Consider the following 20,687-nt stretch of genomic DNA (forward strand, 5'->3'; position numbering starts at 1 on the left):
TGTGTAACAACCAATAAGCTTCGGTCGCCTCACGCCGTTATTATGTCGTAGAATGACAATTGTCGGCCAATGCCAACCACTATGATTCCGTCAAATACAAAATGGGATCGCATAAAATGGCAGAGTTTCCTAAGAAGGCCAAAGTAGTCATTGTCGGGCTCGGCGGTATTGTTGGCGCGTCGGTCGTTCATCACCTGATTGAGCGTGGCTGGGACGATATCGTCGGTATCGATAAGTCCGGCATCCCCACAGATATTGGCTCCACAGCGCACGCATCCGATTTCTGCTATGCGACCAGCCATGATTTCCTGTCGTGCTGGACGACGCTCTACTCCATCGATTTCTACGAAAAGATGGGCCATTACGCCCGCGTCGGCGGTATTGAAGTCGCGCGTGTTGGCGACGATTCCCGCATGGAAGAGTTGAAGCGCAAGGTGGCTTCGGGCAAAGCCTTTGGCACACGCGCCCGCCTGATGGAACCATCGGAGGTCAAAGAGAAGTTCCCTCTTATTGAAGAGAGTCTCGTTCAGGGCGGCTTGTGGGATCCAGATGCAGGTCTTGTCATCCCTCGCTCACAAACAGTAGCAGGCAAGCTGATCGATCAGGCTGAAGCTGCAGGCAAACTGCAAAGCTTTGCCAACACCCCGGCGCAGTCGCTCATTGTTGAGAATGGTCGCATTAAGGGCGTCGTCACACATCGCGGTACGATTGAAGCCGATTACGTCGTCATCTGCGCTGGTCTTTGGGGCCGTATTATTGCTGAAATGGTCGGCGAAGACCTCCCGGTCATGCCAATTGACCATCCACTGACATTCTTTGGCCCTTACAATGAATTTGCCGGAACCGGCAAGGAAATCGGCTGGCCGCTTCTGCGCGATCAAGGCAATTCAGCTTATATGCGCGATACCGGCGACCCGAAGACTGCCGAAGGCGGTCAGATCGAATGGGGCTATTACGAGGAAACCAATCCGCGCCTCTGCCATCCACGCGATCTTCTTGAAAAGCATGAAGCGCGTCTGTCGCCATCACAGCGCGATCTCGACATGGAACAAGTTCTCGAACCGCTTGAACGCGCAATCGAGCTGACGCCGATCCTTGGAGAGCTGGGCTATAATGAAAGCCACTCTTTCAATGGTTTCCTGCAGGTGACAACTGACGGCGGTCCATCTATGGGCGAAAGTCAGAAGGTGCGCGGCCTTTGGTATGCGGTTGCCATCTGGGTCAAGGACGGACCCGGTATGGGCAAGCTCATCGCCGATTGGATGACCGATGGCCGTACTTCCATCGATCATCATGCCATCGATTATTCGCGCTTCTATCCGCATCAGATGACCGAGCAATTCATCTGGGATCGCTGCACCGAAACCGCGATGAAGGTCTATAACCCAGCAGTCCATCCGCGAGAGCCATTCTCCAAGGGGCGTAATATTCGCCGCTCGCCATTCTATGAACGCGAGAAGGAACTTGGCGGCCATTTCATGGAGCTTGGCGGCTGGGAGCGTGCACACGGCTATGCTGCTAATGAACATCTACTGGAAAAATACGGCGACCGCATTCCGGTACGTGAAAACGAATGGGACAACCGCCATTTCTGGCGCATTTCCAACGCCGAACATCTGGCTCTGAGCGACGATTGTGGCATCATCAATCTTTCGCATTTCGCCATGTATGACATTGAAGGTCCAGATCATGTCGAACTGATGGAATGGCTATGTGCCGCAAAGATCGGCGGCGATGCCAATATCGGAAAAGGCATTTACACCCACTTCCTCGACGAGGAAGGTATGGTGCGTGCCGACTTCACTGCGATCCGCATGGCTGACCGTATCCGCATGATCAACGGCGCCGATGCTGGTCCGCGCGACTTCCATTACATGCGTCGCGTAGCCGAAGATAAAGGCTTTGATGTTACCATCACTGATGTAACGGAAAAATACGTCACCATCGGAATCTGGGGACCGAATGCCCGCGACAATCTCAAGAAGGTTGTCGAAAATCCTGAAGGTCTTGATCTCGAAAACTTCCCATTTGCGGCCATCAAGCCGATCCGTATTGCAGGCAAAGACGTAACCGCGTTCCGCATTTCCTATGTTGGCGAACAGGGCTGGGAATTGCATATGCGCTATGAGGACGGTCTTGCTATCTGGGACGCGCTGCGCTCCACCGGCGCAATCGCCGTGGGCGTTGAAACCTATGCCAATACGCGCCGCATGGAAAAAAGCCTTCGACTTCAGAATGCAGACCTGCTCACCGAGTATAATTTGCTCGAAGCGGACCTCGCACGCCCAAAGGTCAAGGAAGCTGACTTCAGCGGTAAGGCCAAACACCTTGAATATAAGGCTCGCGAACATCAGCCAGCTATGCTCTGCACGCTGGTTATGAGCGAGAACGTCGATAAAAAGGGTGTGGCTCGCTACCCGGTCGGTATCCTGCCGGTTATGGACCCTGAAACCGGCGAAACACTGGTCGATGAACTCGGACGCCGTTCGTTCACCTCATCCATTGCTTACGGCCCGACCATCGGCAAGAACATCGCACTTGCTTATCTGCCTTGGTCCTATTGTCAGGAAGGCCGCAAGCTCGACGTGGAATATTTCGGCGAGACCTACCCCGTCGAAGTCGTGTCGATTGGCTACAAGCCGCTTTACGACCCAGAAAGCCTCAAGCCGCGTAGTTGATAAAAAATCCGGGGCAATACCCCGGCTTTTTCAATTTCTTATGCCAATATCCGCTAAGTGGGACTCAGAGGATATTGGTTAAAGCAATTCCAGCAAAAGTGGGAACCGGCTTTGCATTCGGAAATGCGTAAAAACAAATAGTTACAGCAGTTCCAACGATTCAATATTAACTGGAACCGCTGTAAGCGCGTGTGGCAATTGAACATTTTCAAGACCTGATGCGCCAGCGTCTCAGCGTCTTGGTATTACGATCAGCTTACTGGATAGTCACTTTGCCCCCGGAAATCGTAATCGTTTCGTCGCCCTTCAGCGCCTCACGATCACCATTCGGGAAGGTTACAAAGCAACCACCGCTGCAAAAATCTACTGTTTCGCCCGGTGCAACAAGCATTTCACGTTTGGAAGCGCCCTCGGTGACAACGATGGTCTGTGCTGAGCTGTCGTTATTGGCAACGGTCGCAGCATAAAGGCTCGGTATGGAGAACGAAATCGCGAGCATTGCACCAAATGCGACCTTGCCAGCATAATTGATCTGAGTTCTGTACATATCGTTTCCCCTGCTCCGCTACACTTCGAACATTCGAGCCAGATATCGGCTTTATTGCTCCGAGACAGTGCGCCTGTCCCTTTTCACGATCATTTATAAAGCTTCAAAACTGAACTGCAACTGAACGACATGTTCATAAATTGCATCTGTTTATTCAGACCTTGTCATCGTGTTCTGGCTTATCAGCCTTTTCTGGCTCCGATGGCTTTTCCTTTCGCTTTTTTGCAGCGCCCGGGACATCTTTATTAACCAGCTCAGACAGTTTCTCTATTTCAGAAACTCCTAGCACCAGATCAGTGGAAGATGAAGCCAGCTGGATACCTTCCGCATGGAATCGCTCAACAATCTGGAATCGCAACTCGTTTTTGATACCACCCGTCGATGTAATATCTGCAACATGCGCATAGACATCGAAGATCATCAGCGAGTCCGTCATGCTCTGAAAGGCTACGAACGGCTCCGGATTTTTCAGGATCGACGGATGGCTGCGGATAATTTCCAGCAGCAACGTGTGAACGCGACGCGGCTCGTCCGTATAGGCTGCCTGCACGTTGATATCGATACGTCCGAGCTTATTGCGAAGCGTCCAGTTACCGACGTTGCCATTGATAAGGGTTGAGTTAGGAACAACGATCGATTGCTTTTGGAACGTCTCCACTTCCGTCGCACGAACACTGATCTTTTTGACGATACCACTGACGGTTCCCGCTTCAACCCAGTCACCAACCTTGAACGGCCGCTCAGCCAGTAAGATCAGACCGGAAACAAAGTTCTGGACGATATTCTGAAGACCAAAACCGATACCAAGTGACAGACCACCAGCAATCAGTGCGAGGCTGGAAAGATTGAAGCCTGCCGCAGAAACGGCGACAAGAGCTGCAAGAACCAACCCGACATAGCCGATCACTGTGCGGATCGAATTGCGCACACCGGAGTCAACGCGCCCGCGTGCCATGACACTGTTGTCGAGCCAGTTCTGGAACCAGCGCGTCATCAGATAGACAAGGACGAAAAGTGCGATACCCGTGAGAATCCCCATCAGCGAGATGGAAATATTTCCGATCTGGAAGCCCGTCATCAGATTGTAGAAGGTGCTTTTCAGCTCTGACCACTGGAAACCGAACTGCATAAGCACAAGCGGTATACCGACCAATGCCACGACAAAATTGATGAGAATGCCAACCGCAAGCCCTATCTGGTCGAGAGTCGCTTCATCAAAATGAAAGCGGTCGCGCATCACTCGCCCAATCGGGCTGGAAGCAAAAGCCTGCTCTTCCGAAATGGCACGTCCTGTAAGGAAACCGAGATACATGGTCACGAGGAAAGCGCCGGTTACGACAATCTGCTGCGCTGCAAAGCGGGCAAGACCGATAAAACCGAAACCCGCAGCGAAGATTGGCAGCAGGCCCAGGATAATCAGGAAAATCCGAAATGCCTTCGGCCAAGGGCGAACGCCCTCTTCACCGTTTCTCTCAATAGGCTTCAACAGCGCTATGATCAGTATCAAAACGCCAATTACCACAGTCGAAAGCAGGCTTTTTGCCATCGTCAGTGAAAGTGGCGAGGAAAGGATTTGATTGACCTTGCCAAAGAACGAGTCGAGCCCGTTGATCAGCGCCATACCAGTAATCAGCCAGACAAGAACCCGGCCCGGACGGGGGGCTACAGGAACCAGTCGCCACGCGGGTGTGTAGGGGCTGATACAGGCAAACGCGAGCCGGCTAATGAAGAAAACAATGCCGAGAACAATAAAGAGCGACTGTAAAAGTGCTGCTATATCAGGTCTTAAGACATTGAAGTAATTGAGAAAGAAATATGTTGTGGCGAGGAAAACACCAACCGCACCCGATGGGATAGCCGTTGACCAGAAAGCCACGGACAGGCGGCTCAGATAGGATGGCGCTTCAATTGTCGGATCGCGCTCATAGAGAGAACCAAGCATACGGCGCGCGCCAAGCTGGATGATCAATGCCGCGACGAATGCAAAAAAAGCTGCGGCAAGAAACGAGTTCAGCTTGAAGGTTGAAACGAAGCGCCACCATGATTTTACAATGCTCCACAGCGAAACCATCTGGTCGCCCGCAGCGGATGTAACTTCCGTACCAAGCGTCAGGTCGAGGCTGACCCGCTGAGAGAGTGTCTGTGCAAACAAATCACGGCGCATATTGCCGATTTTTGCCGACATCTGATTGACTGATAGCGATGCATCCTCGGTCTCACCGATGACTGCATTGATTTCGGCTTTTTCAGCAGCCAAGCGCGCACGCTCTTCTGCAACAATGGTTGGCTCTGCTGGTTGATCACCCGAAGGAGCCGCACCCAATTGCTCAAGTCGCGTGTTAATTTCGGTCAGACGCGGACGAAATGCTACGCCTGCATCAAGCAGTTTCTTGGAAAGACCATCAAGCTGCAGCTTGAGATTGGCCAGCGTTTCATCGCTGGTGGATGACTTCTGCAACTGATCATTGATGGTTTTCGTCTGCTGCTTGAGATCGTTGATGATCGGCTTTTGCTGCTGCACCACGCTGGAGACTGGTATGCTATTTGCAGTTGGCGCGGGGACGGCCGCTGCCGGAACAGGAGTTTCAGGGGGGGCCGACTGTTGAGCAGCAGGCTGAACCGGTTTCGGTTTGTTATCCTGAGCAAAAGAACCGTCCAGCGCCCCAAGCGACACAGCAAAAGCGGACAATGCAAATGCAATGGCGCGGAACGTCGGTAAATATGCCAATTTGAACTCTGCCAATTTCACGATCACTGTTTCAACATAAGGCTCGTTAAAGCGGAAGCAAGCCTTACAACATCCGCCTGAAAATCTAAATTTGTTTTATAGACGAACGAACGTTTCTGTTGGTGACCTCGGCCCTTGCTCACCTGCTAATTTACACCGTACCGCAAGCCGCCATTCAAAACGACACACTGAACTCGACAAAAATAGATTCCAATTTGTGAATCGATGCTGTAGGTGTCAACGCTAAGTCCCGAGAAGAATACAAAATTTTTGAATCGGGCTTTGCATAAAATCGAATAACTAGAGTGGCTTAGACCGATGGAAAACCACTCTGGCACTGGCTAATTTCTGCGGAAAGACTGTAGAGGAAAGTCCGAGCGTTTTGATTAAGGGCACAAACAACAAGGATCAGCACACTGATCGTCATCGTCAGCATGGTTTCATGCTGTTCGTGACGTGCGTCCTGTCGTTTGCAGCCTTTATGTTTGCTGTGGACCTTTCTGCACTCGGTAATGAAGCCTCCCGCAATACGCCCAAAAGCATGGCCGCGCAGCAGGTTGCTGATGCACCTGCTATACCTGCTCGTCAACAATCGACGCCTGTACCGCAGCCAATGCGCGCCGTTCTTGCAGAGGCAATTGCAGCAAAAATCAAAGCAGCATATCCTGATGGAAATGGTGCAGGCCTATCGGTACTGCCGAGTGATCTTGCATTCTTCGACACAAAGCCTGTCGAGGCTGCAATCACAAACACGATTTTGAGACTTTCACGAGGCACACATGCTTCGGTTCGTGCACCACCCGTGAGTGCCTGAAAGATCGTCCTTGAGATTGGCATTGACCAGTCCTGAATCACTTACGAAAAAATGCGTTTTAAGCTTTTGTATTTAATACGAAATTTGAAGCGCTCAATATCCGGAATTTCAACTCATGCGTACTTCTAAATGGGTCGCTGTGCTTTATGGCCTGATCGTTTTGATCGGCGTCATTATCGCCTTGCCCAATTTCTTCACACAGCAGCACCTTGACGCGATGCCGTCCTGGTTCCCGAAACGACAAGTTACGTTGGGCCTCGATTTGCGTGGCGGCTCGTATCTCGTCCTTGAAGTGGATGCAGCTGGTCTCAAAAAAGATCGTATGCGAGCACTTCTTGACGACGCGCGCGGCAAGCTGCGTGCGGAACGCATTCAGCCGCAGTCGATCCGCGCCGTTGGTGATTCCGTCATTGTGACTATCCCTGACGCCGATCAGCGTGCAAAAGCTGACACTGCTCTCAAGACACTGATTTCGCAGGTTAATACGAGCGGTTTCGGCGCAGCGATCAACGATATCGATGTCGCGTCCAGCGACAATCAGATCCGCCTGACGCTGACACAGGCTGGCTTCAGCTATCGTCTTGATTCAGCGCTTCAGCAAAGCCTTGAAATCATCCGCCAGCGTGTGGATCAGGTTGGCGTTGCCGAACCTTCGATCCAGCGCGTGGGCTCTGACCGTATCGTCGTTCAGCTTCCAGGCCTTCAAGATCCGGCACAGCTTCGCCAGCTTCTCGGAAGCACGGCGAAAATGAGCTTCCACATGGTAGCGGACGCAAATCCGAATGATGCACCGCCGCCTGGCGTCAGCATTTTGCCGGATTCAAAAGATCCCAACATCAAATACCCGATTGAAGATCAGGTTGCCCTGTCCGGCGAGCGTCTGACCGATGCGCGTGCAGGATTTGATCAGCGCACCAACGAACCAATCGTTTCCTTCCGCTTCGACAGCCTTGGCGCACGTCAGTTTGCGGATATTACGACTAAGAACGTCAATCGGCCTTTTGCAATCGTTCTTGACGGCAAGGTGCTAAGCGCGCCGGTCATTCGTGAGCCAATCACGGGTGGTAACGGCCAGATCAGCGGTAGCTTCACAGTTCAGGACAGTGTTGTTCTCTCTGCACTCTTGCGCGCAGGCGCACTACCCGCTCCACTTACCGTCATCGAAGAACGCACCGTTGGTCCCGACCTTGGTGGCGACGCCATCAAGATGGGTCTGATCACTGGTATTGCTGGCTTTATTCTGGTCGCAATCTTCATTCAGCTTCTTTATGGCGTTTGGGGTTTGATCGCCAATGTGGCGCTCCTGCTCCACACGCTGCTGACCTTTGCAGCATTGAGCCTTATCGGCGCGACGCTGACATTGCCCGGTATCGCCGGTATCATTTTGGGTATCGGAATCGCGGTTGACGCGAACATTCTTATTAACGAACGTATCCGGGAAGAAACGCGCAAAGGCCTTGGCGCGATGGCTGCCCTTGACCGAGGCTTCCATAGCGCTTTCGCAACAATCGTTGACTCCAACGTCACCTCGCTGATTTCGACCTTGCTTCTCTTCATGTTCGGCACAGGTCCGGTACGCGGCTTCGCTGTCGCCATGATGCTCGGTATCGTGATTTCGATGTTCACCGACGTGACGCTGGTTCGTATGGCGATGGGGTGGTATGTCCGCCGTCGTAAACTCAAGGTGCTTCACATCGAGCCACTGGTAAAGATTGCACCTGAAAACCCGAACTTCCGCTTCATGAATGCGCGTTTCTTCGGTATCGGCGTCTCCATTGTCTTGTCGATTGCTTCGATCGTGCTCTTCTTCAAGCCGGGGCTGAATTACGGTATCGACTTCAAGGGCGGTATTCAGGCAGAAATCACCACCTCACAACCAGCCGATCTCGGGCAGTTGCGTGAAAAGCTCGGTGGACTTGGCCTTGGTGAAGTTGCCCTGCAATCTGCCGGCAGCCCGAATGATGTGTTGATCCGTATTCAACGTCAGGATGGCGGCGAAGAAGCGCAGACAGTCGCAGTCAACAAGATGCGCGACGCCGTCACTGAAATCGATCCAGGCGTGAAGATTGAGCGTACAGAAGTTGTGGGACCAAAGGTCTCCGGCGAACTGGCCCGTTCAGGCTTCATCGCGGTCGTGCTTTCGGCACTCGGTATGCTCATCTATCTTTGGTGGCGCTTCGAGTGGTTCTTCGCAGTGGGCGCGATTATCACATTGATTCTCGATACCACGAAGATGGTCGGTTTCTTCGCACTGCTTCAGCTTGACTTCAACCTGACAGCCATCGCAGCGCTTCTGACCGCTATCGGTTACTCGGTAAACGATAAGGTCGTGGTTTATGACCGCATGCGTGAAAACATGCGCCTTTATAAATCGAAGCCTCTGCGTGAAATCGTTGACATGAGTATCAATCAAGTTCTCATCCGTTGTATCTATACTTCGGTCGTGACGTTCCTGTGTCTCTTGCCAATGGCAATTTGGGGCGGCAGCGCCGTTCATAATTTTGCCGTGCCGATGCTGTTCGGTATTTTCATTGCAACGACGTCGTCGATCTTCATCGCCGCGCCGATCCTGCTGTTGCTGGGCAACTGGTGGCAGCATCGTCAGGAAGCGCACAAGGTGCTTGAAGACAACGCAGCTGCACAGAAATAACCTCATTGCCGGGCATGGTTTCGATCATGCCCGGCTCTCCATAAAAATTTATAAGACTGAAAACGGGAAGGCATCCCTATGCCCCATGACACGCCTTTGATTGCGACAATCGTCATTGGGTTATGTCTGGCCTTTATTTTCGGCACCATTGCCACCCGTCTTAAAATCTCTCCCCTTGTCGGCTATCTGCTTGCTGGCGTCATCGCTGGCCCGCACACGCCCGGTTTCGTTGCCGATCAGGAACTCATTCTCCAATTGGCTGAAATCGGCGTTATTTTGCTGATGTTCGGCGTTGGCCTGCATTTCTCTCTCAAAGACCTGCTCTCCGTCAAAGCGATTGCTGTTCCCGGCGCACTGGCGCAAATCGCAACAGCAGCAGCATTGGGTACCGCTCTCGGCCTTGCGCTAGGCTGGGATGTGAAAGCCGGACTGGTTTTTGGCCTTGCACTCTCCACCGCGAGTACGGTGGTGCTTTTGCGCGCAATGCAGGATCTGCGTCTTATCGATACTGAGCGGGGGCGCATCGCCGTTGGTTGGCTCATCGTCGAAGATCTGGCCATGGTCATGGCGCTGGTTCTGCTACCTGCGCTTGCAAGTATCGGCGGCCAGACCAACCATGCCGCAGCAAGCGATCCAATCGCCGAATGGCTCGGCCTCGGCATCGGTGGCATCATTCTTTTCACTATAGCAAAGGTCGCCGTTTTTGTGGCTCTCATGCTGGTGGTGGGACGCAAAGTAATCCCATGGGTTTTGAACGTCATCGTGCAGACCGGCTCGCGCGAGCTTTTCCGACTGGGCGTTCTCGCGATTGCACTCGGTGTCGCGTTCGGCGCGGCTCATCTTTTTGGCGTTTCCTTCGCACTTGGCGCATTTTTCGCAGGCATGGTGATGAGCGAGTCTGAGCTCAGTCATCGAGCTGCAGAAGAATCGCTGCCCTTGCGTGATGCTTTCGCGGTTCTGTTCTTCATTTCTGTGGGCATGTTGTTTGATCCGATGAGCCTCATTCGCGATCCCCTGCCCCTGATCGCAACACTCCTGATCATTCTGGTCGGCAAATCGGTAGCAGCATTCTTCATCGTCCGTGCATTTCGGCGACCGGTCGGCACTGCTCTGACCATTTCGGCAAGCCTCGCGCAGATCGGCGAATTCTCGTTCATCTTGGCGGGCCTTGGCGTCAGTCTCAACTTGCTGCCGCCCGAGGGTCGTGATTTGATCCTCGCTGGCGCGATCCTGTCCATCTTCCTCAATCCTGTCATGTTCATCGTTGCTGAACGTATGCGGCCGTGGATTGAGAAGCGTATGGGCAACGACATAACCTCGGCAGAATCGGGCGAAACAAACGTGGACGTATCTGAGCCTATGCCTTTGCCGCTGACAGGTTTGAAACACCACACAATTGTCGTCGGTTACGGCCAAATCGGCAAACGCGTGACTGCAAGTCTTCAGGAAAAGCACATTCCGTTCCTCGTGATCGAAGATTCGCCCAAGATTTATTTCAGATTGAAAGAAATCGGCATTGAAGCTATTGCGGGTAATGCCTCTGATGCAGGAATATGGGAAGCGGCGAATCCTCGGGAAGCGATCAATCTGGTGATTGCTATACCAAATGCATTTGAAGCGGGGCGTGCTACATCACTCGCTCGTGCGGCGAACCCAAGTCTACGCATCATTGTGCGTGCCTGTTCGCCAGCAGAAGCACAGTATCTGCACGATCTTGGTGCGGACTCCGTCATCCTTGGTGAAGCGGAAATCGCCGGAGCCATGGAGAGAGCGATTATAAATGGGAAGCGGAGCGAGAACGTTCAGGCACCTCGCACTTCGTCCGAAACTTTGGTTGAATTGAAGGGGATCGAACCGGAAGCAACCTGATGCAAGGACCGGGACGATCAATAAAGGGGAATTACATGCGAGTTGAAGTTGCGGTGATCGGTTAATGAAGTTCAAGGATTACATCTGGCCAGTAATAGGCATTCTAGCAGTCATTGTTTCAGCCTGGCTTCTTTATAGGGAGCTACGCAGCATTTCGCTTGAAGACGTTCTTGATAGTCTCTACGCGATCCGTGCACATCATTGGTTGCTGGCAACTGCAGCAGCCCTTCTCGCCTATAGTTCGCTAGCCGGTTACGATCGCATCGCACTTCTTCATCTACGTCGGAAAATATCCTGGCTCTTCATAGCCCTCTGCTCATTTACGACCTATGCATTATCGCACAATATCGGCGCATCGGTCGTATCCGGTGCTGTGGTTCGCTACCGCGCTTATTCCTCGCAAGGCATGCCCGGCAGTGAAATCGCTGTACTGATCGCCTTCTGCTCTTTCACATTCATCCTTGGCGTGATCATAACCTCTAGCATCGTCTTGCTATTGGAACCGCATATTCTCATGCGCTTCAATACAGACCTTACTCCGACGGTGTCGATTGTCATCGCGTTGCTGATGTTGACCTTTGTTCTGCTCTATGTATTCGGCAGCTGGTTGCAGCTGCGCCCATTGCAAATCGGTAAGTTTCGTCTTGAATATCCGCGCCTGCCTGTCGTCACCCAGCAGCTGATTGTCGCTCCACTAGAGCTCATTGGCGCTGCGGGTATCATCTATTTCGCACTTCCGGAAGCAGGAAATCCTGGTTTCCTGATCATTCTCGGCATCTTCCTGGTCTCGTTCTCAGCCGCCCTTATATCGCACGCTCCAGGCGGTCTAGGAGTACTGGAACTGGTATTCCTCACTGGCCTGCCTGATATGAATCCCGCCGATGTGCTGGCGGCGCTCATCGTCTTTCGTCTGCTCTATCTGCTCATTCCATTTGCCATGTCGCTGATCGTGGTTCTCATTTTCGAGAAGTCGCAATTCGTTCTCCGCTGGAATGACAAACAAAAGAAATAGAGCTTGAGAGGCGGGTATAATTTTCACTTACTCGCCTCTAATTGAATTAATATTCCTTAAATTGACGTTGAACTGCCCCTATCTTGGAAATTGCTTCGCATAACCTCCCAATGCACAGCACAAACAGCCTTATCTCAAGGCATTTCCAAGAGGAACTACGCATGCCTGCGACATTGATCATCCCCGGTTACAAGGGATCGGAAGCAGGCCACTGGCAGCGCCAATGGTTGCATGACGATCCGTCAGCAGTGCTTGTCGAACAAGACGACTGGCACTATCCTGTGCTATCCGACTGGATGCACGCGCTCGAGGCCAAACTCGCTGAGAACCCCGGCGCAGTTCTGGTCGCCCACAGTCTTGGTTGTATTCTGGTTTCCCATCTCGCAAGCCGCCCTGCGGCAGCGCATGTGGCTGGTGCACTTCTGGTCGCGCCAGCAGACGTTGAAACTATGGCCCGCAAAGACAGCCGCTTTGCAAGCTTCGCTCCCCTGCCACGTCATGAGCTGACTTTCCCATCGATTGTCGTTGCAAGCCGCAATGATAATTATATGAGCTTCGCCAAGGCGGAAGCGCTCGCTAATATCTGGGGTTCCGGCTTTGTTGATGTCGGCCATGCCGGACACATCAATGTGGAAAGCGGTTTCAGCCGTTGGCCGGAAGGCTCAATCCTCGCCTCATCGCTTCACCGCGAACCAATAAGACACACGCTCTCCCAAGCAGCGTGACCGCAAGCCGCCTGCTCTCGAAAAAGCAGGCGGTTTTATTTTTACAGCGGTTCCAGTTAATATTGAATCGTTGGAACCGCTGTAACTATTTGTTTTTACGCATTTCCGAACGCAAAACCGGTTCCCACTTTTGCTGGAAATGCTTTAACTATGCTGCTTGCGTTCGAGCCAGATTTTCAGAACGAGCGTAAGAAGTGCAATGCCAGCCAGCGTTGAAGCAGCCGCAAAGGCTCCGGCGACATTATAGTCGTTGAACAGAAGTTCGACCTGCAATGGCAGTGTATTAGTTTTCCCGCGAATAGCACCCGATACGACAGACACAGCCCCAAACTCGCCCATCACTCGCGCATTGCAAAGCACGGCACCATAGAGCAGCGCCCATTTGATATTGGGCAATGTCACATAGAAAAATGTCTGCCACGCATTGGCGCCAAGTGTAAGGGCAGCCTCTTCCTCGTCACTTCCTTGCACTTCCATCAACGGAATAAGTTCGCGCGCCACAAAAGGTGATGTCACGAACAGGCTCACCAGAAAAATCGCCGGAACCGTGAACATGATCTTCACATCATAGGATTCGAGCAGCGGCCCGAGCAGCCCCTGCGAACCATAGAGAAAGAGGTAGGTCACGCCGGCAACGATCGGTGAGACAGAGAAAGGAATCTCGACGAAGGTGATCAGCAACCTGCGTCCGGGGAAGCGAAACTTCGTGACGAGCCATGCAACGCAAATACCGAAAGCCATATTGATCGGCACAACCACAATTGCCGTCAGAATAGTCAGCCAGACGGCATGCAGCGTATCAGGCTTGAGGATTTCGCCGAAAAATACACCTACGCCCTTGCTGAGCGCGTAAGAGAAAATAAGCGCCAAGGGTGCGCCGATACAAATTATCGACAGAATGGTCGCAAGCCAGATCAGCAAGTTTCGCACTGGACCAGGCGCATTACGCGCCTGCAGGCTCGCACTAACGGTCTGCATAACGAAGCTGCCTTGCTTGAATAAGATTGGTCACGAGAAGCATGAAGAACGCCATCAGCAACATCACTGAGGCCAGCGCTGCGGCGGCAGGATAATCATATTCGTCAAGCCGGATGAAAACGAGCAACGACGTTACTTCTGTTTCGAAGGGCAGATTACCAGAGATGAAAACAATCGATCCGAACTCGCCGAGACTGCGCGCAAATGACAGCGACGCTCCCGCGAGAAAGGCCGGGAAAATGGTCGGCCAGATGATGTGTGAAAATATCTGCCAAGGACTGGCGCCCAAACTGCGTGCGGCCTCTTCCACATCCGCACTCATGTCCTCCAGAACCGGCTGTACTGTGCGAATGACAAAGGGAATGCTGGTGAAAAACATGGCGATCATGATGCCGAGTGGCGCATAGGCGACCTTGATGCCCAGTGGCTCCAGATAACGCCCGAACCAACCATTTGGAGCAAACAACGTCACCAGTGCCAAACCAGCAATAGCCGTGGGCAAAGCGAATGGCAAGTCAACCGCGGCATCGATCAGTCGCTTGCCCGGAAACTGATAGCGTGACAGCACCCATGCGAGCAGCAGCCCAAACAGACCGTTGAACACGGTGGCTACGGCGGCAGCACTAATTGTAATGCGATACGTTGCGAGTGCGCGATCCGATGTGACGATATTCCAGAAATCGCTCCAGCCGAGGCTTGCAGTTTTAAGGATCATTGCCAGAAGCGGCAGGGCTACGATGATAGCCAGATAAAGCAAGGTGCAGCCAAGGGTCAATCCGAACCCCGGCAGCACCGAATTGCGTTTCATGCTCAGAAGTGACACTGGATTTTTCCAAAAGAAAGGCGAGAGCTGGGTGCCCTCGCCAGGTAGTCTTGTTTACTTAGCCGTGAAGAGCTGATCAAGCACGCCGCCCTCGGCAAAGTGATCTTTCTGCACTTTCTCCCAGCCACCGAAAGCATCTTCGACCGTTACGAGACGCACATCAGGATAAATATCCTTGTGCTTGGCAATCACATCCTTGTCGTGGACACGATTGAAGTTCTGCGCAAGGATCTCCTGACCTTCCGGTGCATAGAGATAATTGAGATAAGCTTCCGCAATCTTGCGCGAGCCGCGCTTGTCGACAACCTTATCAACGACAGTGACTGGGAATTCAGTGAGTAGGCTGACTTCAGGCACAACGACATCATACTTGTCTTCGCCCAGAACCTTTTCGGTGCCACGTGTTTCGGCTTCAAAGGTTACGAGAACATCACCAATGCCGCGTTCGGCAAAGGTTGTCGTTGCACCACGACCGCCTGTATCAAACACAGGCACATTCTTGAAGATCTTTCCGATGAACTCGTGAACCTTTTCCTGGTCACCTTTGAAAGCTTCATTGGCGTAAGCAGTCGCAGCAAGATAGGTATAGCGTGCATTGCCCGAGGTCTTAGGGTTCGGGAAAATGACCTTCACATCGTCACGCGCGAGATCGTCCCAGTTCTTGATATTTTTCGGATTGCCTTCACGAACAAGAAAAGCCGGGAAAGAATAGTAAGGTGAAGAATTGTTCGGTAAACGCTTCTGCCAATCGGCAGGGATCAGATCGCCTTTATCATGCAGAACCTGAACGTCAGTCACCTGATTGAAGGTCACGACGTCGGCTTCCAGACCTTCGAGAATGGAACGTGCCTGCTTGGATGAACCGGCATGAGACTGATTAACAGTGAGGTCTTCGCCAGTCTTGGCCTTCCAGTCAGCCACAAACGCTTTGTTGACTTGCTCGTAAAGTTCACGCGCAATGTCATAAGATACGTTAAGGATTTCCTTTGGCTCTTGCGCATGAACAGGGGCCGCACCCAGACCAAGCGCCACCGCCGCATATAGAATAATTTTCTTCATAGATTGCACCCTTCTCACTTTGCTTGTGCAAAGCGCCCATAAATCGATTTCAGCCAGAGCGCCCTGCGCCCTCTTGGGCGCACAAAAGATGCTCTAAGCCATTGAATCTGCGCATCGCGCTTTCCGAAAATCGATTCCGATTTTTGGGCTGACGCTGTAGGAAACAAATCTACAGAGAGAAGGCCAAGAATCAATCTAAATCATTGATTTAAATATATAAACTACTTTCACAACCATTCTTGGAAACCCCGCCTAATCACAAAATCAGCATGAGAAAAATTTTCCAACAAAAGCCCAATATAGGAAATAAAAACAATAAGGCCGGGAGCTTACACACCCGGCCTTCTAAACTTCTTTCAGATTTTGGCTTCTACCAGAAGCCGCGATGCTGCCAGCACCAAAGGAAATTTTGCTCACCACGCTCTAGACGGTTACGGCGCCGCTCTGCGATTTCTTCGGCGTTCAGCTTCATTCCCCGCCAAGGCTGTTCCAGATAAGCCGTGATGCGCAGCATAGTATCTTTTGCGCCGTGTACCAGCAATTGAAGTTTGCGGTTCATAAGAGCCTCCTGTTCGCGCCCGTTTCGCGATCATCATTTCAATGCTGCAATCTGAAGCCCAATTTGGGTCGCGCTTTCGCCGCAACAATGAACGATGTGTTAATTTTGAAGGCTTCTGCGATAAAGTCAATATCCGACTTATTTTATCGGAGTTAACAGGGTGAAATATTTTGCGAGTACCCGCGCAGATACCCGCAAAATTATTCCAAATTACACCTCGTAGTCGTCGACCGGCCTAATCCGAACTTTCTCGACATGTCGACCACTCATGGCCTCGATGTGAAACTCGAAACCGTCCGCCATGAAGCTTTCTCCACCCAAAGGCAGATGACCCAGATGCCAAAGGACATAGCCTGCAAGCGTCGTGTAGCGATCGCCGTCATCAACAAGATCCCGCTGCAGGATACTGCTCAGACGGCGAATATCGGTGAAGCCATCGACAAGATAGCCGCCCTGTCCATCTGATTCCGCAACAGCAGCTTCTTCGTCCTCATCAGGAAATTCGCCAGCGATTGCCTCAAGCACGTCTGTAGGCGTCACCACACCCTCGAAGGAGCCGTGCTCATCTACAACGATAGCAAGCTGCACGGGTGAAACACGAAGCTGTTCCATGACCCGCAGCACATTAGCGTTTTCATGTATGACCAGCGGTTGCTTGACGACGTTATCCCAATCAATCGGTTTCTTATCGCTCATATCGAGCAACAGATCCTTGACCGATGCTACGCCAATAAACTCATCGACCTGACGACGGGCAATAATGACGCGCGAATGCGAAAGCTTGCGGATCGCCTGATGAAGTTCTGCTTCATCTTCATCAAGATCAAGCCATTCGATTTCGTTTCGCGGCGACATAATCGAGCGCACAGGACGATCTGCAAGATCGAGAACGCCGCGGATCATTTCTTTTTCTTCCGGCAAGAAGACATCGCTGGCTGCGGTTTGCTGAGCAATCACATCAACCGTATCCGACAAAGGATTATCGCCACGATGACCACCCAGCAGACGCAACACAGCACCAGCGGTTCTTTCACGCAGATCGTTGGTGGTGACCAGTTTCTCACGATTCTTGCGCGCCATCTGGTTCGCAGCCTCAATCAGCACTGAGAAGCCGATAGCCGCGTAGAGATAGCCCTTTGGAATATGGAAGCCGAAACCTTCAACAACGAGGCTGAAGCCGATCATCATCAGGAAGCCAAGACAGAGGATAACCACTGTCGGATGCTTGTTGACAAAGTCCATGAGTGGGCGGGATGCCAGCATCATTACTACGATAGCAATGATGACGGCAATCATCATGACCGGCAGATGTTGCACCATACCCACCGCTGTGATCACACTATCAAGCGAGAAGACAGCATCGAGTACGACGATCTGAACGATAACCTGCCAGAAGATTGCATGTGCGACGCGTGTGTTCTTATGTCCATGTGCACCTTCAAGGCGCTCATGCAACTCCATCGTACCCTTGGCGAGAAGGAACAGACCACCGACCAGCATAATGAGATCGCGACCAGAGAACGAAAGCTCCATCACGGTGATCAGCGGTTCACGCAGCGTCACGATCCAGGAGATCGAAGCCAGCAACGCAAGGCGCATCAGCAAGGCCAGCGAAAGACCAATTATACGCGCACGATTACGCTGATGAGGTGGAAGTTTATCGGCCAGAATGGCGATAAAGACGAGATTGTCGATGCCGAGAACAATTTCTAGCACCACCAATGTCACGAGACCTATCCAGGCATTGGGGTCGGCAATCCAGTCCATGGACCAATCCATGATGTGTCGGCTCCTATAAAATCAGAGTGAAGAGGAAACAGAAAAAACGCCGCATGCGGTTCCCTCCCGAACCGTTGAAATACGGATCGGCCCAAAGAAACTGCAGACGGCGTGAGAAAGCTCAAAGCCTTTTAAGTCCGATGCTCCCATACAGGGAGCGGGACTTCGTGAAGACGAATCGTCAGAACTGTCGTCGGGCATAAAGCGCGATGAACCTTTTAAAGAGACACGAAACAGGCTCGCTGCCTGCTCCTAAATGCCATGTTGTCATATGGACATGTGATCGCTGCATTATGCAGACGCGCGGCTCGCGCGCAAGACCATATGCTATTCAGCTGGAGAAACATGCACGCCGCGTTTGCGCTCGCGACGCGGGCGCCCCTTGAAAAAGCGCATGCCGATCACGGTTGCAACGATTGTCACAGCTGTAATGCCGATGACAAACCAGAACATGTGATCGCCATTCATTTTGGCAAAAACGCCGAAACCACGCCCAGCAAGCCAGCCTGGCAGGAACATGACCGGTGCCCAAACCATCGCGGAAAGTACGTTTGCAGTCTGGAAGCGTGTCTGGTCCATTGACATCATGCCCGCGACCATTGGCACGGTACACCGAACTGGTCCGAAAAAACGTCCAAGGAAGACTGCAGAAAAACCATAGCGCCTGAACAGCAGACGCGCACGCGCTACACCACTGCGGTGCTTGTTCAGTGGCCACTTATGAATGATGCTGCGGCCAAGCCACCAGCCGAGAAAATACGAAACAATGTCGCCTATAACAGCACCAACAATTGCACCGATGATGATCGGCCACGGCTCAACGATCCCGGCCCCCACCAAACCACCAATCGCGAGCATGATCGGGGTAGCTGGAATGAACATGCCGATAATAGCGAGAGACTCGCCGAAGGCAATAATGCCCACGATAGGACCCGCCCATACCCGATGATCGGAAATGAACTGCCCGAGATCGCTAATTATGCTTTCCATTCCGTCCTCAAAATGCCGCGAACCGAATTATGAAACCGCATCCCGACATCGGGGCGACTTCTGGTTTTCTGAAACGAGGTCAATCCGGTGCATGAACCCCTCGCCTGCCTGCGCGTCACAAACGCTTGCAACATTTTTACTCAATGGCAAAAATCATATTTGCTTATCAAGTCTTTTATATGCCGAAGCATCTCAGACAAGCATCAAAAATTGATGACATGACTGCGACATTTGCAGCGCAAATGATTTAGCTCAAACGAATAATGCCAATCCCCTCTCTTGCGTGGCCTGGACATGTCCTGATCGAGCTTTGCAAATATGGAAATTCGCAAGGCAGGTTACAACGTCGAACAAAGAAAAATGATTCAAAAACAGAATCATGAGTGATTTGATTCCTTTCAATCAACCATTCATCAGCAATTAAAACGATTAGCCGATACTTATGCTCGAAATGCGTGCAGAAGCTGTTTTCAGAAAACTGCGCATTTCTGGGCTTTTTGAAATCAGTCAAACTTTTTTTAGGTTTTTTTCGATTGAAGGCTAGACAGACATAAAAGCGGCCTTTATAGAACCGCTCACCTCACCGGGGCCGCTGCCTCGGAGAAGCGAGTGGGTGATTAGCTCAGTTGGTAGAGCAGCTGACTCTTAATCAGCGGGTCGTAGGTTCGATCCCTACATCACCCACCAATCTTTTCAATAAGATACGCTAAATTCCGCTGAACAGAAAACATCCAGTTTACAAATAGTTTACAGACTTTGTTCTGGGTTTAGTCGCGATTTCAGGATCTTTTTCAAGAGTTCACCCTGTGGATAACTTTCTCAAATCGCCTTCAAACCGCCACTCACCACAAAGACCACAAACGCTGAAACCAACCCGCCAATAATCATCCAGTTGATGCGCGAGAGGGTTGAGTGAATGCTTTTGTTCGAGCTTTCCAGACCTGTGAACCGCGTATCGATCCGGGCCTCCATGGCTACCCACTTTTCATCGTTCCGGGCGCTGTCGATTTCTCGTTGGCGTTGCCATGCTTCGAGCGTGGTTAGGCGCTGATTGTTCGTTTGCGTTGCATGTTCAAGCCCGACCACTCGAGCGCGTAGATCGTTTTCGGTGTCTGGCATTTGTGAACTCACTTCCCGCCGCCCCTCTTACTTCTCATCATGCTTTGAGCATTCATCTTTCGACCAAACGCCACCGGCACAACCACGCACTATGGTGCGGTCGATCTTCCGCTGATCCGCTTCTGTTGCGCCACGAGCGCCGAGCAAATCAGTGCCAAGCACACTACGGACGCCGCTCACATTTGCCGGTCCTAAATGTCCACACCCCGCCAGCATCGACGCACTGATCATAATCGAGCACAGCGCCAAGGGCTTTGTCAGTCGCTTCATTGTTCTGTCTTTCGATTTTGGCTTCGACACTGGACCGGCCATCACGTTTCCCAGCCACATAACCAGTAGCCAGCAACAAAAAAGCCG

16 protein-coding genes and 1 tRNA gene are annotated in these 20,687 nt (G+C 52.0%); 7 read left to right on the forward strand and 10 right to left on the reverse strand.

Features of this window, described 5'->3' with window-relative positions; genetic code table 11:
• The first annotated feature begins 116 nt into the window (after positions 1 to 116).
• On the forward strand, positions 117 to 2,678 hold the full coding sequence (locus OIV19_RS07875; protein WP_264231140.1) for a GcvT family protein: 2,562 nt from the start codon (positions 117 to 119) through the stop codon (positions 2,676 to 2,678).
• Positions 2,679 to 2,934: 256 nt separating this feature from the next.
• Here the strand turns inward: OIV19_RS07875 and OIV19_RS07880 are convergent, their stop codons facing one another.
• Positions 2,935 to 3,225 (reverse strand): hypothetical protein, encoded by a 291-nt coding sequence (locus OIV19_RS07880; protein ID WP_264231141.1) that lies wholly within the window; start codon positions 3,223 to 3,225, stop codon positions 2,935 to 2,937.
• Between the two features lie 154 nt (positions 3,226 to 3,379).
• Positions 3,380 to 5,953, reverse strand: a complete 2,574-nt coding sequence (locus OIV19_RS07885) for a mechanosensitive ion channel family protein (protein ID WP_264231142.1) — start codon at positions 5,951 to 5,953, stop codon at positions 3,380 to 3,382.
• A gap of 442 nt (positions 5,954 to 6,395) precedes the next feature.
• Here OIV19_RS07885 and OIV19_RS07890 point away from each other — a divergent pair, with 442 nt between their 5' ends.
• The 5 genes from OIV19_RS07890 (at position 6,396) to OIV19_RS07910 (ending at position 13,023) form a co-directional block, all read left to right on the forward strand.
• A complete protein-coding gene (locus OIV19_RS07890; protein WP_318285352.1) occupies positions 6,396 to 6,767 on the forward strand; it encodes a hypothetical protein in 372 nt (123 codons plus the stop codon).
• A 115-nt stretch (positions 6,768 to 6,882) separates the two neighbouring features.
• Complete coding sequence (gene secD / locus OIV19_RS07895; RefSeq protein ID WP_095446889.1) at positions 6,883 to 9,417, forward strand: protein translocase subunit SecD; 2,535 nt, start codon at positions 6,883 to 6,885, stop codon at positions 9,415 to 9,417.
• Positions 9,418 to 9,495: 78 nt separating this feature from the next.
• Complete coding sequence (locus OIV19_RS07900; RefSeq protein WP_151093792.1) at positions 9,496 to 11,286, forward strand: cation:proton antiporter domain-containing protein; 1,791 nt, start codon at positions 9,496 to 9,498, stop codon at positions 11,284 to 11,286.
• 64 nt (positions 11,287 to 11,350) lie between these two features.
• On the forward strand, positions 11,351 to 12,298 hold the full coding sequence (locus OIV19_RS07905; RefSeq protein ID WP_095446891.1) for a lysylphosphatidylglycerol synthase domain-containing protein: 948 nt from the start codon (positions 11,351 to 11,353) through the stop codon (positions 12,296 to 12,298).
• A 161-nt stretch (positions 12,299 to 12,459) separates the two neighbouring features.
• Positions 12,460 to 13,023, forward strand: a complete 564-nt coding sequence (locus tag OIV19_RS07910) for an alpha/beta hydrolase (RefSeq protein ID WP_095446892.1) — start codon at positions 12,460 to 12,462, stop codon at positions 13,021 to 13,023.
• A gap of 144 nt (positions 13,024 to 13,167) precedes the next feature.
• Here the strand turns inward: OIV19_RS07910 and cysW are convergent, their stop codons facing one another.
• The 6 genes from cysW to OIV19_RS07940 form a co-directional block, all read right to left on the reverse strand.
• The gene (cysW, locus tag OIV19_RS07915; protein ID WP_191792997.1) at positions 13,168 to 14,001 is read right to left on the reverse strand and encodes a sulfate ABC transporter permease subunit CysW; all 834 of its coding nucleotides are present in this window, start codon (positions 13,999 to 14,001) and stop codon (positions 13,168 to 13,170) included.
• Positions 13,988 to 14,809 carry a sulfate ABC transporter permease subunit CysT gene (cysT, locus tag OIV19_RS07920; RefSeq protein WP_095447921.1) on the reverse strand — a complete coding sequence of 274 codons (822 nt, stop codon included), beginning with the start codon at positions 14,807 to 14,809 and terminating at the stop codon, positions 13,988 to 13,990. The genes cysW and cysT overlap by 14 nt, the downstream gene beginning before the upstream one ends.
• Before the next feature lie 69 nt (positions 14,810 to 14,878).
• Positions 14,879 to 15,883: a sulfate ABC transporter substrate-binding protein gene (locus tag OIV19_RS07925; protein ID WP_264231143.1), complete on the reverse strand. Its 1,005-nt coding sequence runs from the start codon at positions 15,881 to 15,883 to the stop codon at positions 14,879 to 14,881.
• Positions 15,884 to 16,253: 370 nt separating this feature from the next.
• Positions 16,254 to 16,442, reverse strand: coding sequence for a hypothetical protein (locus tag OIV19_RS07930; RefSeq protein ID WP_264231144.1), 189 nt, complete (start codon positions 16,440 to 16,442; stop codon positions 16,254 to 16,256).
• 210 nt (positions 16,443 to 16,652) lie between these two features.
• Positions 16,653 to 18,221: a TerC family protein gene (locus OIV19_RS07935; RefSeq protein WP_095446896.1), complete on the reverse strand. Its 1,569-nt coding sequence runs from the start codon at positions 18,219 to 18,221 to the stop codon at positions 16,653 to 16,655.
• Positions 18,222 to 18,548: 327 nt separating this feature from the next.
• Positions 18,549 to 19,211 carry a DedA family protein gene (locus OIV19_RS07940; protein ID WP_095446897.1) on the reverse strand — a complete coding sequence of 221 codons (663 nt, stop codon included), beginning with the start codon at positions 19,209 to 19,211 and terminating at the stop codon, positions 18,549 to 18,551.
• A 611-nt stretch (positions 19,212 to 19,822) separates the two neighbouring features.
• On the opposite strand from OIV19_RS07940, the gene OIV19_RS07945 reads away from it, so the two are divergent.
• Positions 19,823 to 19,898: transfer RNA gene (locus tag OIV19_RS07945), tRNA-Lys, on the forward strand.
• Positions 19,899 to 20,030: 132 nt separating this feature from the next.
• Here OIV19_RS07945 and OIV19_RS07950 read toward each other — a convergent pair.
• Together OIV19_RS07950 and OIV19_RS07955 are read right to left on the reverse strand one after the other, a co-directional pair.
• Entirely contained in the window at positions 20,031 to 20,330 is a 300-nt protein-coding gene (locus tag OIV19_RS07950) for a hypothetical protein (RefSeq protein ID WP_264231145.1), read from the reverse strand.
• A gap of 27 nt (positions 20,331 to 20,357) precedes the next feature.
• The gene (locus OIV19_RS07955) at positions 20,358 to 20,600 is read right to left on the reverse strand and encodes a hypothetical protein (protein WP_264231157.1); all 243 of its coding nucleotides are present in this window, start codon (positions 20,598 to 20,600) and stop codon (positions 20,358 to 20,360) included.
• Positions 20,601 to 20,687: the final 87 nt, after the last annotated feature.

The organism is Brucella sp. HL-2, assembly GCF_025846885.2.
Taxonomy (GTDB): Bacteria; Pseudomonadota; Alphaproteobacteria; order Rhizobiales; family Rhizobiaceae; genus Brucella; species Brucella quorumnocens.

What these genes read in the sequence shown, in the direction of transcription:
- OIV19_RS07910 (WP_095446892.1), top strand. Translation starts at nt 12,460, where the DNA reads ATGCCTGCGACATTGATCATCCCCGGTTACAAGGGATCGGAAGCAGGC.
- OIV19_RS07905 (WP_095446891.1), top strand. Translation starts at nt 11,351, where the DNA reads ATGAAGTTCAAGGATTACATCTGGCCAGTAATAGGCATTCTAGCAGTC.
- OIV19_RS07925 (WP_264231143.1), bottom strand. Translation starts at nt 15,883, where the DNA reads ATGAAGAAAATTATTCTATATGCGGCGGTGGCGCTTGGTCTGGGTGCG.
- OIV19_RS07935 (WP_095446896.1), bottom strand. Translation starts at nt 18,221, where the DNA reads ATGGATTGGTCCATGGACTGGATTGCCGACCCCAATGCCTGGATAGGT.
- OIV19_RS07950 (WP_264231145.1), bottom strand. Translation starts at nt 20,330, where the DNA reads ATGCCAGACACCGAAAACGATCTACGCGCTCGAGTGGTCGGGCTTGAA.
- OIV19_RS07900 (WP_151093792.1), top strand. Translation starts at nt 9,496, where the DNA reads ATGCCCCATGACACGCCTTTGATTGCGACAATCGTCATTGGGTTATGT.
- OIV19_RS07880 (WP_264231141.1), bottom strand. Translation starts at nt 3,225, where the DNA reads ATGTACAGAACTCAGATCAATTATGCTGGCAAGGTCGCATTTGGTGCA.
- cysT (WP_095447921.1), bottom strand. Translation starts at nt 14,809, where the DNA reads ATGAAACGCAATTCGGTGCTGCCGGGGTTCGGATTGACCCTTGGCTGC.
- cysW (WP_191792997.1), bottom strand. Translation starts at nt 14,001, where the DNA reads ATGCAGACCGTTAGTGCGAGCCTGCAGGCGCGTAATGCGCCTGGTCCA.
- OIV19_RS07940 (WP_095446897.1), bottom strand. Translation starts at nt 19,211, where the DNA reads ATGGAAAGCATAATTAGCGATCTCGGGCAGTTCATTTCCGATCATCGG.
- OIV19_RS07875 (WP_264231140.1), top strand. Translation starts at nt 117, where the DNA reads ATGGCAGAGTTTCCTAAGAAGGCCAAAGTAGTCATTGTCGGGCTCGGC.
- OIV19_RS07890 (WP_318285352.1), top strand. Translation starts at nt 6,396, where the DNA reads ATGCTGTTCGTGACGTGCGTCCTGTCGTTTGCAGCCTTTATGTTTGCT.
- OIV19_RS07955 (WP_264231157.1), bottom strand. Translation starts at nt 20,600, where the DNA reads ATGAAGCGACTGACAAAGCCCTTGGCGCTGTGCTCGATTATGATCAGT.
- OIV19_RS07930 (WP_264231144.1), bottom strand. Translation starts at nt 16,442, where the DNA reads ATGAACCGCAAACTTCAATTGCTGGTACACGGCGCAAAAGATACTATG.
- secD (WP_095446889.1), top strand. Translation starts at nt 6,883, where the DNA reads ATGCGTACTTCTAAATGGGTCGCTGTGCTTTATGGCCTGATCGTTTTG.